This is a genomic window from Caballeronia sp. AZ10_KS36 (assembly GCF_023631105.1).
GTDB lineage: Bacteria > Pseudomonadota > Gammaproteobacteria > Burkholderiales > Burkholderiaceae > Caballeronia.
Window position 1 is genome coordinate 20547 of record NZ_JALQDQ010000026.1, and the last position, 13225, is coordinate 33771.

General features: G+C 65.3%; 11 protein-coding genes. 10 read left to right on the forward strand and 1 reads right to left on the reverse strand.

The window, feature by feature from the left end:
- Nucleotides 1–64 precede the first annotated feature (64 nt).
- Entirely contained in the window at nucleotides 65–1582 is a 1518-nt protein-coding gene (locus tag NCR35_RS18030) for an MFS transporter (RefSeq protein ID WP_250535506.1), read from the reverse strand.
- 273 nt (nucleotides 1583–1855) lie between these two features.
- On the opposite strand from NCR35_RS18030, the gene NCR35_RS18035 reads away from it, so the two are divergent.
- The 10 genes from NCR35_RS18035 to NCR35_RS18080 all read left to right on the forward strand — a co-directional run.
- Nucleotides 1856–2338, forward strand: a complete 483-nt coding sequence (locus tag NCR35_RS18035) for a universal stress protein (RefSeq protein WP_250535496.1) — start codon at nucleotides 1856–1858, stop codon at nucleotides 2336–2338.
- Between the two features lie 104 nt (nucleotides 2339–2442).
- The gene (locus NCR35_RS18040; RefSeq protein ID WP_206468629.1) at nucleotides 2443–3165 is read left to right on the forward strand and encodes a helix-turn-helix domain-containing protein; all 723 of its coding nucleotides are present in this window, start codon (nucleotides 2443–2445) and stop codon (nucleotides 3163–3165) included.
- Nucleotides 3166–3322: 157 nt separating this feature from the next.
- The gene (locus NCR35_RS18045) at nucleotides 3323–4642 is read left to right on the forward strand and encodes an SUMF1/EgtB/PvdO family nonheme iron enzyme (protein ID WP_250535497.1); all 1320 of its coding nucleotides are present in this window, start codon (nucleotides 3323–3325) and stop codon (nucleotides 4640–4642) included.
- Nucleotides 4643–4924: 282 nt separating this feature from the next.
- Complete coding sequence (locus NCR35_RS18050) at nucleotides 4925–6202, forward strand: glycosyltransferase (RefSeq protein WP_250535498.1); 1278 nt, start codon at nucleotides 4925–4927, stop codon at nucleotides 6200–6202.
- Between the two features lie 115 nt (nucleotides 6203–6317).
- On the forward strand, nucleotides 6318–7178 hold the full coding sequence (locus NCR35_RS18055; protein ID WP_250535499.1) for an ATP-grasp fold amidoligase family protein: 861 nt from the start codon (nucleotides 6318–6320) through the stop codon (nucleotides 7176–7178).
- 461 nt (nucleotides 7179–7639) lie between these two features.
- The gene (gene bcsD / locus NCR35_RS18060; protein ID WP_250535500.1) at nucleotides 7640–8095 is read left to right on the forward strand and encodes a cellulose biosynthesis protein BcsD; all 456 of its coding nucleotides are present in this window, start codon (nucleotides 7640–7642) and stop codon (nucleotides 8093–8095) included.
- A 123-nt stretch (nucleotides 8096–8218) separates the two neighbouring features.
- Nucleotides 8219–8878, forward strand: coding sequence for a cellulose biosynthesis protein BcsP (gene bcsP / locus NCR35_RS18065; protein WP_250535501.1), 660 nt, complete (start codon nucleotides 8219–8221; stop codon nucleotides 8876–8878).
- A complete protein-coding gene (gene bcsQ / locus NCR35_RS18070) occupies nucleotides 8875–9663 on the forward strand; it encodes a cellulose biosynthesis protein BcsQ (protein WP_250535502.1) in 789 nt (262 codons plus the stop codon). Before bcsP ends, bcsQ begins: the two co-directional genes overlap by 4 nt.
- Nucleotides 9660–11876 carry a UDP-forming cellulose synthase catalytic subunit gene (gene bcsA / locus NCR35_RS18075; RefSeq protein WP_250535503.1) on the forward strand — a complete coding sequence of 739 codons (2217 nt, stop codon included), beginning with the start codon at nucleotides 9660–9662 and terminating at the stop codon, nucleotides 11874–11876. The genes bcsQ and bcsA overlap by 4 nt, the downstream gene beginning before the upstream one ends.
- On the forward strand, nucleotides 11876–13225 hold a 1350-nt coding region (locus NCR35_RS18080; protein WP_250535504.1), incomplete at its 3' end, for a cellulose biosynthesis cyclic di-GMP-binding regulatory protein BcsB. The genes bcsA and NCR35_RS18080, both read left to right, overlap by 1 nt.

Below are 13225 nucleotides of genomic sequence, written 5' to 3' on the forward strand. Positions count from 1 at the left end.
GTGCTGCCGCCCGTCACGGGCGCCAACGAGTGTGAACGTGCCGCGCACGCATTACGCGTGCCGCTCAGCCCTTGCCCGCGCGCCGGAACGTGATATGCCCGATGCGCCGCACGAGCAGCGCGGCGACGAGCGCGGCCACGCCCGTCAGCATGACGCCGATGTGCACCGACTGCACGAGCGCATCGCGGGCGGCGTCGAAGAGCGCGGGCGCGTCCAGCGCCGCCGCCGTCAGTTCGCGCTGCATGGTATCGCGCAACGCTTCGTCGACGAGAATGCGCGGGTCAGCGAAACGCGGCTGCCACTGCGCCGCCGCGCCCGCGCCGAGCACGCTGATCGTGCGCGTCACGACGTTCGCGTAATGATGCGCGACGATCGTCCCCACGATGCTCGTGCCGAGCATGCCGCCGACCATGCGCGTCGATTGCAGCAGCGCCGTCGTGATGCCGAAGCGCTCGCGGCCAGCGATCTCCTGGCCGAACACGTTCATGTTGTTGAGCACGAAGCCGAGGCCGATGCCGACCGCGGCCATCGGCAATTCGATCCACACATGCGGCGTCGTGGCGCGCGCGAACGCCAGCGCGACCGACGCCACCAGCAAGAGCGAAAAGCCGATGGTCAGAATCTTCGTCGGCTTGCGTAGATGGATCACGATACGCGTATTGACAAAGCTGCCGATGGCGATGCACGCGGCAATCGGCGTCGCAAGCAGACCGGCCTCCTGCGGCGAGAGCCCGAAGCCGCCCTGCAACAAGAGCGGCGCGAAGAAGATCAGCGAGAACATCACGAAGCCCGCGAGAAACGACAGCGTGAACAGCGTGACCAGATGCGGATCGCGGAAGATGTCGAGCGGCAGAATCGGATGCGTCGCGCGCCGTTCGCAGACCAGGAGCGCCGCCGCGCCCGCCACGACCACGCAGCCGAGCGCGATGTTGCCGCCCGAGAGGCCGCTTTTCGGCACGGACTCGATCAGCGACTGAAACCCGCCGAGCACGAGCGCGACGAGCGCCGCGCCGAGCCAGTCGATCTTCACGCCGCCTTCGCGCGGCCGGTGCAGATTCGGCAGATGCGCCCAGATGAAGTACAGCGCCGCCGCGCCGACCGGCAGATTGACGAGGAAGGTCGAACGCCAGCCCCAGTGCTGGCTCATCCAGCCGCCGAGCGACGGCCCCGCCGCCGTGCCGATGCCGTAGGCCGCCGCCAGCACCACTTGCCAGCGCACGCGCGTGCGCGGATCGGGGAACAGATCGGGAATCGCGGCGAACGCGGTGCCGACCATCATGCCGCCGCCGACGCCTTGCAGCCCGCGAGCCAGCGCGAGAAACAGCATGTTCGGCGCGAGCCCGCACAGCACGGACGCCACGGTGAACGTGATCACCGCCGCAATGACGAAGCGCTTGCGCCCGAAGTAGTCGCCGAGCCGCCCGAACACGGGCACGGTGACGACGGAAGCGAGCAGATAGGCGCTCGCAATCCACGCGTAATACTCGAAGCCGTGCAGTTCCGCGACGATGGACGGCAGCGCCGTGCTGACCACGGTCTGGTCCAGCGCGACCAGCATGTTGACGAGGCCGATGCCGAGCATCGCGTAAAGAGCCGTGCGGAACGCAAGTGCGTGAGAAGGGGCGTCAGGCGTGCGGGCGTCGGTCGTGCGGGCGTCGGTCATGCGGTCGGGTGTTAAGCGGGCGCTTAGTCGGTGGAAAGACGAATTGTACGGCGTTACGTGCGGCGGATCGACTCATCTCAGAAATGCGCGAGCCTGCGCGCGCTATCCTCCGCGTGCATTCACCGCGCTCAAGGGCCGGGACGCAGCGGAACGCCGCCGCGCTTTCGACATCGATCAACGGAGCACACGCCAATGTTCAAACGCATCCTCGTCGCCATCGACGGCAGCCGCACCTCGGAACGCGCCTTCCAGACGGCGCTCGACCTCGCGGTCCAGCACGAGGCCGTCATGCAGCCGTTCTACGTCGTCGAAAGCGCGCCGCTCTACGTGGACGTGCCCGGCTACGATCCGTCGCCGTTGCAGGCGGGGCTCGCCGAAGAAGGCGCGGCGCTCGCCCGCGAGGCCGCCGAGGCGATGAAAGCGCGCGGCATTGCCGGCAGCGTCGTGACCGCCGATGCCACCGCGAGCGACGACGTCGCCTCGCTCATTCTCTCGGCTGCCAGCACGTTCGATGCCGACCTGCTCGTGATGGGCACGCACGGCCGCAAGGGTGTGCAACGGCTGATTCTCGGCAGCGTGGCCGAGCGTTGTCTGCGGCAGGCCACGCTGCCGGTGCTATTGGTTCCGTCGGCGGCAGGTGTACCAAACGTTCCGGACGTCGCGAATAACCCATGATGTAAGCATCCGGCAAGGCGCGGGGGCGCGGCATTTTTTCGCGGTGTCGGCAAGGTCCGCTATGGGACAATCGTTTTGTCATTTATCAAGAAACGAAGTCCGCCATGTCCGATTCGACTTCCATGCGGCGCCGCGCCGCGCATTGTTCGAGCTGCGCCATGCGCCATCTGTGCATGCCCGAAGGGCTGTGCGCCAATGATGTCTCGCGGCTCGAGAACATCATCTCCGTAACCCGCAAGATACGGCGCGGCGAGGCGCTGTTCCGCACGGGCGACCCGTTCGATTCGCTCTACGCCGTGCGCTCGGGTTCGCTCAAGACGCTCGTCACGCATGACGGCAGCCGCGACGGCGGCCGCGAGCGCGTCACCGGACTGCTGCTCGCGGGTGACGCGCTGGGTCTCGACGGCATCGGCGACGGGCGGCATACGTGCGACGCGGTGGCGCTGGAAGACAGCACGGTCTGCGTCGTGCCGTACGCGCTTTTCGAGCGCATGTGCCGCGAAACCGACGCGCTTCAGCGGCGCATGCACCGCATGATGAGCCAGGCGATCAACCGCGAATCGGACCATGTCGTGCGACTCGGCATGCTGCGCGCCGACGAACGCGTCGCGCGCCTTCTGCTCGATATGTCGGCGCGGCTCGCGCGGCGCGGCTATGCGGCGACTGAGTTCACCATGCGCATGACGCGCGACGACATCGGCAGCTATCTCGGCATGACGCTCGAAACCGTGAGCCGCACGCTCTCGCGCTTCGACAAGCTCGGGCTGATCGAGGCGCACGGCAAATCCATTCGCATCCGCGATTTCGAGCGCCTGCGCAGTATCTGACAATTTGCCTGCCGCCCCGCCCGGTGCGGCTTCGCGCCCGACTGTTCGCCGCGCCCGAACAAACGCCGGCCATTATCGGCTTGGCACGCGCTTCGCTTCGCATTAGTCTTTTTGTTTTCCAGGGCACAGCCTTGGCCTGCCACGGAGACCGAGCGACATGAATCGCGAACCATCCCTGCGTCATCCGCTGCTCGACCGGCTCGCCGAAGCGCGCCGCGTCACCGACGAACTCTTCGATATCGTCAAGCGCGAGCATCTGTACGACCGGCCGATTGCCGAGCGCCACCGTATCGTCTTCTATATCGGCCATCTCGAGGCGTTCGACCGCAATCTGTTCGACCAGCGCCTGTTCCATCTGCCGAACGCCCAGCCTGCTTACGACCAGCTGTTCGCGTTCGGCATCGACCCGGTGGATGGCGGTCTACCGACGGACCAACCCGGCGACTGGCCCTCGCTCGACGAAGTGCACGCATACCGTGCGCGAGTGCGCGCCGACATCGACGCGCGCTTCGATCCCATCACGCTCGTCGCGCACCCCGTTTCCGCCGACGAGTCGCCCGCGAAGCTGCTCGAAGTCGCGATCGAGCATCGGCTGATGCACGCGGAGACGCTCGCGTACATGTTGCATCAATTACCGGTCGACAGGAAAAAAGCACCGGCCGATGCCGCGTCCGAGCGCACAACGGATCGCGCGCTCTCGCATGAAACCGTGCACGTGCCGGCCGGCAGCGTGACGCTCGGTCTCTCGCGCGACAGCCAGCGCTTCGGCTGGGACAACGAATTCGGCGAAATGCGCGTGGACGTGCCTGCATTCGACATCGACCGCTACATGGTGACGAACGGCGACTATCTGCGCTTCATCGACGCGGGCGGTTACTGGAACCGCGGGCTATGGACCGACGACGACTGGGCGTGGAAGGAAGCGCAGCGCATCGCGCATCCGGCGTTCTGGGTGCGCGGCGACGAAGGCGCCGACAGCCAGCATCGAACGGACTCGGGCTGGAAGCTGCGCACGATGTTCGAGGAGATCGCGCTGCCGCTCGACTGGCCGGTCTACGTGAGCTATGCCGAAGCGAACGCCTATGCGCGCTGGGCCGGCAAGCGCCTGCCGACGGAAGCGGAGTGGCAGCGCGCGGCCATCGGCGCGCCGCACGTCGCGGAAGGCAATTTCGACTTCCGCCGCTGGGACCCGACGCCCGTGCAGGCGCATCCGGATAACCGCAGCGACTTCGGCGTGGAGGGGCAATACGGCAACGGCTGGGAGTGGACCTCGACGACCTTCGGCCCGCTCGAAGGTTTCGAGCCGTTTCCGTTCTATCTCGGCTATTCCGCCAACTTCTTCGACGGCAAGCACTTCGTCATCAAGGGCGGTTCTCCGCGCACGGCTGCATGCATGCTGCGCCCGAGCTTTCGCAACTGGTTTCAGGGGCACTATCAGTACGTCTATGCAGGCTTTCGCTGCGTGAACGTCCGCTGAGCCTCAGCCGGCAAGCGTAGACATCGTTCGGTGAACGAAATGTTCTACCGCTTGCCCGCTTGATTAACCGACAACGACAGCACTTCCCGTCGATTCGTACGACGAATGAACCGCTTGCAGCGGCGACGCGGCGAGTGCATTTCCATTTTCGATCGACTACCATCGGCAAGACGAACGACAAGCCAGTGCATGACTGCAACGATGTGACGTGCAATGCCGCGGCATCGCGAGTCACGCGGGAATGCACTGAGTTTGACGCGACCACATTTCCGAGGGTAGCCGATGCGAATTGCATTCATCGTCGACAAGTTGCCGGTTCCGTCCGAAACGTTCGTTCTCCGTCAGATGAAAGGCTTCGCAGAGCGCGGTCACGAGGTGTTCGCCCTGGCTGCGAAGTACGACGACACTGCGGTGGACCCCACGCGGGGACGCGTGGAGTTGCGCGTCTTTCGACAGGACGTCAGCATGCTGCGCCACTCCGTGTCGTGCGCGAAGCTCGGCGCGCTGGCTTGCATCGACGACAAGCGGCGCAAGCGCCTGTCTGTCGCCCTTCGCGCGGCGGCGACCGGGTGTCGCTCCGCATTCATCGACATCGTGTCGGGCGGCGACACGGAGGGCATCGACTTCGACGTCGTGATCGCGCACTTCGGCCCCATCGGCGTGCGCGCCATGTATCTGAAGGAAGCCGGACTGTTGAGCGGGCCTATCGTCACCGTCTTTCATGGTGCCGACATGAGCGATCACGCGGTCGTCGAACGATGGCTGCCGCATTATCGGCGCCTCTTTCGCCTGAGCCCGCTGCTACTGCCGATCAGTAATCTCTGGCGCAACCGGCTCATCGAATGGGGCGCGCCCGAATCGCGAACGAAGGTTCACCACGTGGGCGTGGAAACGCACCGGCTGACTCCGCAGGCGAGCAACCGGCCGTTGCATCGCCCGCTGAAGGTGCTGAGCGTGGCGCGCTTCACCGAAAAAAAGGGACTGGCGTACGCCATCGAAGGAGTGCGTAGTTGCCGGCATCCGGTGCAGTTGAACCTCATCGGTTTCGGACCGCTCGAAGACGCGCTGCGCAGCGCTGCGTCGTCCAGTACGAACGAGATCAACTTTCTCGGCAAGTGCTCGCACGAGCGCGTGTTCGAAGAACTGAAGAGCGCAGACGTGTTCCTGCTGCCCTCCGTCGTGGCGAGCAACGGCGACATGGAAGGCATTCCGGTGTCGATCATGGAGGCCATGGCGACGGGCGTGCTGGTCGTCGCGACCCGGCACAGCGGCATACCGGAGCTCGTGGCGCACGGCGTGACCGGCCTGCTCGTGGAGGAGCGTTCGGCAAGCGGCATCGCCGAGGCGCTTTCCGCAATCGTGGAGGGAAAGGTCGATGTGCAGGCGATGCGCACGAACGCTCGTCGCAAGGTGGAGAACGAATTCAACGGCCAGGCGCTCGATGCGGATCTGGAAAGACTGCTCGTTCGAACGTTCGGCTACGCTACGCCCGCGAGCGCGGACGACCACACATATCATGGCGACGAGGTAGCGGTCGGTTACAACCGTCCACCCAGTTAGTGCCTTCATTCTCGTTTGACCGTTCCGGCGTCGGGCTCGCGTGTCGAGCCACGTCGCGTCGAGAATCCTAACTGAGCGAGCGTTCGAATCGACCGCTGACGATGGAGGCAGATGAATGACCGCAAGACAAATGCTCATTCACGGTATCAAGGTTTGCTTGCCCGACAAGGTGTTGCTGAGCCTTTATCATCGTCGCAGGATCGGCCGCTTTCCGAATCTGCGCAATCCGGCGACGTTCAACGAGAAGGTCTTGCAGCGCTGCCTTGCGCCCGACCCGCGTTATACCGATCTCTCCGACAAGCTGAAGGTTCGCGCTTATGTCGCGGACAAGATCGGCGAAAAGTATCTGATTCCGCTGTTCGCCGCGCCGTCCTCTTTCACCCAGCGCGAATTCGACGCGCTTCCTTCCACCTTCGTGATGAAGGCGAATCACGGCTGCGGATTCGTGAAGCTCGTCAGGGACAAGCGCGAGACCTCGTTCGAGGCGCTGAATGCGCTGGCGCAGCGCTGGTTGTCGACGAACTTCTTCACGGTGGCGAGGGAACGGCACTATCAGGCTATCGAGCGCCGCATTCTGTTCGAGAAGCTCCTTCTCGGGCCGGACAACAAGGTGCCGCCCGATATCAAGATCCATGTCTTCAACAGAAACGCCGACGATCCGCAGATTTTCATTCTCGTGATTTCGGATCGATTCGAAGGACATCCACGCGGCGATATCTACGACGCTCACTGGAACCGGCTCGACATCAAGATGGGGCACTACTCGCAGAGCGACAAGCCCGCTCCCCGTCCGCACAACCTCGACGAAATCCTATGGGTAGCGCGCACCCTCGCAAGCGATTTCGACTTCGTGCGGGTCGACCTTTATAACGTGGACGATCATATTTACTTCGGTGAACTGACATTCACGCCCGGCGCGGGCCTGTTCCCGTTGACGCCCGACAGCGTCGACTATGAATGGGGCCGCTTGATGTAATCGGGACACCGAGGCTCAGGACAAGTCCTCGATACGACACGCAATCCGCGCACGCGCCGGCCGGTCGCGTGCCACATCGCATTGGCAATGGCCGCATTCACGCCCTCGACAAACCATAAAGCGACGACGCAATCGCTCAAGTAATTAGTTCCGCATAGGGTCGATCGGGATGAAATAACACCCGCGACGCATGGCTCCGGCACATTAACGAGATGGTACACTGCCGCCGCCGCGAAGGCCGTGGCATGTCATCGCCGTCACGCGGGAAGGTTTGTCCAGCTTACGTTCACGGTCGAGCTGCGAGATCCCAGAATCAGCCGCTTCCCCCGCCGCATTCGCCGAATTGACAGAAACAACAGCTAGTCTTTTCGCTGGCGAAAAAAAACGCATTGAAGTAAGTTCTGGCGGTAATAGCGCCTGGACAAACGTCCGGATCGGTGCTCGCACGCCCTAATAAAAACATGGCCGCTATCTTCGATTATCTTTTGGACAGACAAATATCCAGGCAATGGCGCGGCATGCTGTCCGCGCTCGCGGACGAGTTCGAGGCGCAGATCGGACATGGCGAACTGCGCGAGCTGATGCATCGCGTGGGCAGCCGCTTCGCGAAGGCGCATGCGCTGCCGCCCTGCGATTCGACGTCCGCGCTCGCGGATGCGCTCAACACGCTGTGGCGAGACACCGACTGGGGCTTCGTCGAACTGTCCGACGAGCGCGACCACCTGAGCATCGTGCATTACTGCGCGCCGTTGCCGGCCTTCGGCGAGAGCGCCCTCGCGTGGACGCCGGCGTTTCTCGAGGGCGCGTATCAGCAGTGGCTCGCCGGCCTGGGCGCGCAAGGGCTCGCTATCCGGCAGGCAAGCGAATTCGGCGGCGACACCGCCATCGAGTTCAGGCTCGCGCGCGCCGCAGTCTGAATCCGGCGTTTCGAATACCGGTGACCGCCGCCTCGACGCGGCGGCATCGACCGCCCGGTTCGGCGGACCACAACGAGCAGTACCGGCCACGCATCACGTAAGGCACGACGAGGAAGCGGCATCATGAGTACTTCGCGCGATATCCAGAAGCTGTTCGACCATTTCGGCGGCAATGCAGGCGACTACCAGGAAATCGGCCGGGAGAACGAGGCGCAGTCGGCGCGCACCCGCTGGCCGTTGCTCGCGACGCTCGACTTCGCGCAGCCCGCCATCCCCGACATCCGGCCGCGCCGCGAGGCGCCGCCGCATTCGAGCGAGCCTTCCGACACGCAGCCCGCAGGCATGCCCATCAATCGCGGCAAGCGCCAGCTCTTCATGCGCGCGCATCGCCGCGCGATTCCGCCGGTCACTCCGCCCGCCGCGGAATCGCTGAGCGCATTGCGCTTTTCGGCGACGGGCGAATCGCCGTCGGACGAGACAGGAACGATTCCCGATTCGGCCGATGCCACCGCTGCATCGCTTGCGCCCGTCACGAACGTAGCCGCGGCGCTGAAGCCGGAACCCGTGCGCCCCGCGCCTGCGCAAGTGCCTAAAAGCGTGCCGAACGCGCCCGCGCCTTCCGCGCCCCAGTCCATCCTCGGCAAGCTCTTCAAGCCGCAAGCGCAAGAGGCGACGAACGCACCGGCGGATTCACTCAACGTCCTGTTCGAACGTCTGCGGCACGCCGGCCGCGCGGTGAGCGAACCCACGAACACGCGCGCCGGCCGCCTTCCCCGCTTATGAGAGTCATCACGGTAGTTTCCGCGAAGGGCGGCGTCGGCAAGACGACGCTCGCCGCCAATCTGGCCTCGGTGCTGGCCGCGCGCAACCGCCGCGTGATCGTGCTCGATCTCGATCCGCAGAACGCGCTGCGCCTTCACTTCGGCATTCCGCTCGACAGCATCGACGGCATCTCGCGCGCAACGCTTAGCCGCGAGCCGTGGCAGTCGGTGATGTTCGACGGCGTCGATGGCGTGACCGTGCTGCCCTACGGCGCCGTGACCGAGGACGACCGCCGCCGCTTCGAGGCGCTCGTCGACAGCGATCCTTCGTGGCTCGCGCGCTCGCTCGATGCGCTCGCGCTGGACGCGAACGACATCGTGATCGTCGACACGCCGCCGGGCTCGTCGGTCTACACGCGCACCGCGCTGACGGCCGCGAACTTCGCGCTGAACGTCGTCTTGGCCGACGCCGCCTCCTACGCCGCGATTCCCGGCATGGAGCGCATGGTCGATGCCTACGCCGCGCCGCGACAGGACTTCGCGGGCCAGGGCTATGTCGTCAATCAGGTCGATCAGTCGCGCCAGTTGAGCAAGGACGTGCTCAAGGTGCTGCGAAACATGCTCGGCGCAAAGCTGTTTCCGGGCGTGATCCATCAGGACGAAGGCGTCTGTGAATCGCTCGCGTGCGACACCACGCTGATTCACTACGATCCGCTCTCGCAAGCCGCCGCCGATCTGCGCGCGTGCGGCGAGTGGCTCCTCGCCGCTACCGACGCGATGGCCGCTTCGTCGAGGAAGCTCGCATGAGTTCGGCCAAGATCCCGTCGCCCGAGACGGAGGTGAGCGTCGCGACCTCGCGGCTGGAACGTTTCGTCGATGCGAGCATCTGGGGCAGCCGCATCGTCGTCGTTCTCCTTACGATGTTCGCCGCGTTCGCGCTGTACTTCGTCGTCACGGTGCCGCTCGCGTTCGGCCAGCAGCTTGCGTTCGCAAGCATCTGCTTCGTCTGCGCGCTCGGATTCCGGCGTCTGCAAGGTCAATACGCGACGCTCGTGATGATCATGCTCTCGATCGTCGCGTCGGGCCGCTACATGTACTGGCGGCTCACCGAGACCACGTACTGGGAACGTCCGCTCGACGCCGCGTGGGGCCTTCTGCTCGTCGCGGCCGAAGTCTACGCGGCGCTCGTGCTGCTGCTCGGCTACTTCCAGACCGCTTGGCCGCTCAAGCGCAAGCCGCTGCCGCTGCCCGCGGACCGCAGCCAGTGGCCGACCGTCGACATCTTCATTCCGACCTACAACGAGCCGCTCTCGGTCGTGAAGCCGACGATCTACGCCGCGCTCGCGCTCGATTATCCGACCGACAAGCTCGCCATTCACGTGCTCGACGACGGCCGCCGTCCCGAGTTCAAGGCGTTCTGCGAGGAAGTCGGCGTCAACTGGACGATCCGCACGCACAACCGCCACGCGAAAGCGGGCAACATCAACGAGGCGCTCAAGATCACGAAGGGCGAATACCTCGCCATCTTCGACTGCGATCACATCCCGACGCGCTCGTTCCTGCAGGTCTGCCTCGGCTGGTTCCTGCGCGACAAGCTGCTTTCGATGCTGCAGACGCCGCACCATTTCTTCTCGCCCGATCCGTTCGAGCGCAATCTCGGCACGTTCCGCAAGGTGCCGAACGAAGGCGAACTGTTTTACGGTCTCGTGCAGGACGGCAACGACCTCTGGAACGCGACGTTCTTCTGCGGCTCGTGCGCGGTGCTGCGCCGCTCGATGGTCGAAGAGATCGGCGGCATCGCGGTCGAAACCGTCACCGAAGACGCGCATACGGCGCTCAAGCTGCATCGGCTCGGCTATACGACCGCGTATCTCGCGATCCCGCAGGCGGCCGGTCTCGCCACCGAAAGCCTGTCCGGGCATATCGGGCAGCGCATTCGCTGGGCGCGCGGCATGACGCAGATTTTCCGCATCGACAATCCGCTCACCGGCAAGGGCCTGAAGATAGGCCAGCGGCTTTGTTACCTCAACGGCATGCTGCACTTCTTCTATGGCGTGCCGCGTCTCGTCTTTCTCACCGCGCCGCTCTCGTACCTGTTCTTCGGCGCGCACGTGATCGAAGCGGCGGCGAGCACCATCGCCATCTTCGCGCTGCCGCACATGATGCACGCGAGCATCACCAATTCGCGCATGCAGCGCAGCTTCCGCCATTCGTTCTGGGCCGAAGTGTACGAATCGGTGCTCGCGTCGTACATCACCGCGCCGACGCTGCTCGCGGTCATCAACCCGAAGCTCGGCAAGTTCAACGTGACGGCCAAGGGCGGCCAGATCGCAAAGGACTACTTCGACTGGACCATCTCGCGGCCGTATCTGTTCCTGCTGCTTTTGAACCTGCTCGGCTTCGTCGCGGGCATCGTGCATATCGTCATGTATTGGCACGTACGCAGCGAAGTGAACACGACGCTGCTCAACCTGTGCTGGACGGTCTACAACATGCTGATTCTCGGCGCGTCGGTGGCGGCGGCGAGCGAGCGCAAGCAGGTGCGCGCGACGCATCGCGTGTCGATGAAGATGCCCGTCATGCTCAAGTTCTCGACCGGGCGCACGCTCGCCTGCGAGACCATCGACTATTCGGAAGGCGGCGTGGGCGTCGCGCTGCCGGGCAAGATCGCCGTGCCGATGCACGAGCGCGTCACCGTCTCGCTCTTTCGCGGCGACGAGGAATACGCGTTCCCCGCGACCGTCGGTTATACCGAGCCGGGCCGCGTCGGCCTGCGCTTTTCCGAGCTCACGCGCGAGCAGGAATACGACTTCGTGAAGACGACGTTCGCGCGCGCCGATGCCTGGACCGGCTGGTCCGAAGGACGCCGCCCGGATACACCGCTGCGCGGCTTGTCGCATGTGCTGCTGGTCGGCACGCGCGGCATCGCGGGATTATTCGAGCATTTGTACAGTGACCTTCGCACCTGGATGAACAAACGCCCGGTCGATGTGAACAAGCTGAAAACCAAAGACCAATAATGGGCATGGGAATGTCGAAGTTGCGCGTTGAACAACGAACGGGCGAGCGCGCGCCGCATTTTTGCGAACGACCTCTGGCGCGTGCATTCGCCGTTTTCGTCGCGTTGCAGACCGCCCTCGCCGCGCCGTTCGCGTCCATCGCCGCGGCGGCGGAGAGCACGCCGCCGACGAGCGGCACGCAGCAGGCGACCGGCGTGGGCGCCGTGCCCGCGCCGGGTCCGGCCGTCGTCTACAACCCCGCCGCGATCCAGCAGCCGGCGCTCGCGATGCCCGTTCCCGCCTTCTCCGGCAAGCCGGACAAGCCGCTCACCTCGCGCATGCGGACGACCGCCGATCCCGGCACGCTGGTGCCTGGCGGCCGCCGTCAGACGCTGACCTTCGCCGATTACGGCGCGCTCGATCCGCTGCAACTGCGAGGCACCGACGGCCAGAACGGCATCGCGTTCTCGGTGCGCGGCGACGAAGTCGTGACCGGCGCGGTGCTGCATCTGATCTACAGCTATTCGCCGTCGCTGTTGCCGTCGATCTCGCAACTGAAGGTGCTCATCAACGGCGAAGTCGCGGCGACGCTGCCCGTGCCGCGCGATCAGGCGGGCACGCTCGTCGCCCGCGACGTGGCGATCGATCCGCGCTTCATCACCGAGTTCAATCACCTCAACGTGCAGTTGATCGGCCATTACACGCAGCAGTGCGAGGACCCGTCCAGTTCGACGCTGTGGGCGACCGTCAGCAACGCGAGTTCGCTCGATCTCACGTATGCGTCGATTGCCGGCAAGCCCGACCTCGCCGCGCTGCCGCTGCCCTTCTTCGACCGCCGCGACGTGCGCCGTCTCGAACTGCCGTTCGTGTTCGCGGGCAAGCCGAGCCTCGCCGCGCTGGAAGCGGCCGGCACCGTCGCGTCGTATTTCGGCTCGCTCGCGGGCTATCGCGGCGCGATCTTCCCGGCGCAGACCGACAACGTGCCGCTGTCGGGCAATGCCGTGGTGTTCGCCGTCGGCGATGCGAAAGTCGCTGGCGTTGCCGGCGTTGCTATCCCGCCGGTGTCCGGGCCGACCATCGCGCTCGTCGAACGCGATGCGAACGCGCGCGGGCGTCTGTTGCTCGTGCTAGGCCGCGATGACAACGAACTGAAGACCGCCGCAAAGGCGCTGGGCGTCGGCCGCAACGCGCTGTCGGGAACGAGCGCGACCATCACGCAGTTCAACGACCTGCAACCGCGCCGCCCCTACGACGCGCCGAACTGGCTGCCCGCCGACCGCCCGGTGGGGGGGGGGGGGGGGGGGGGGCCGGGGCGCCGCCCCCCCCCCCCCCCCCCCCCCCCCCCCCGGCGCGGGTGCCCGCGCGGGGGG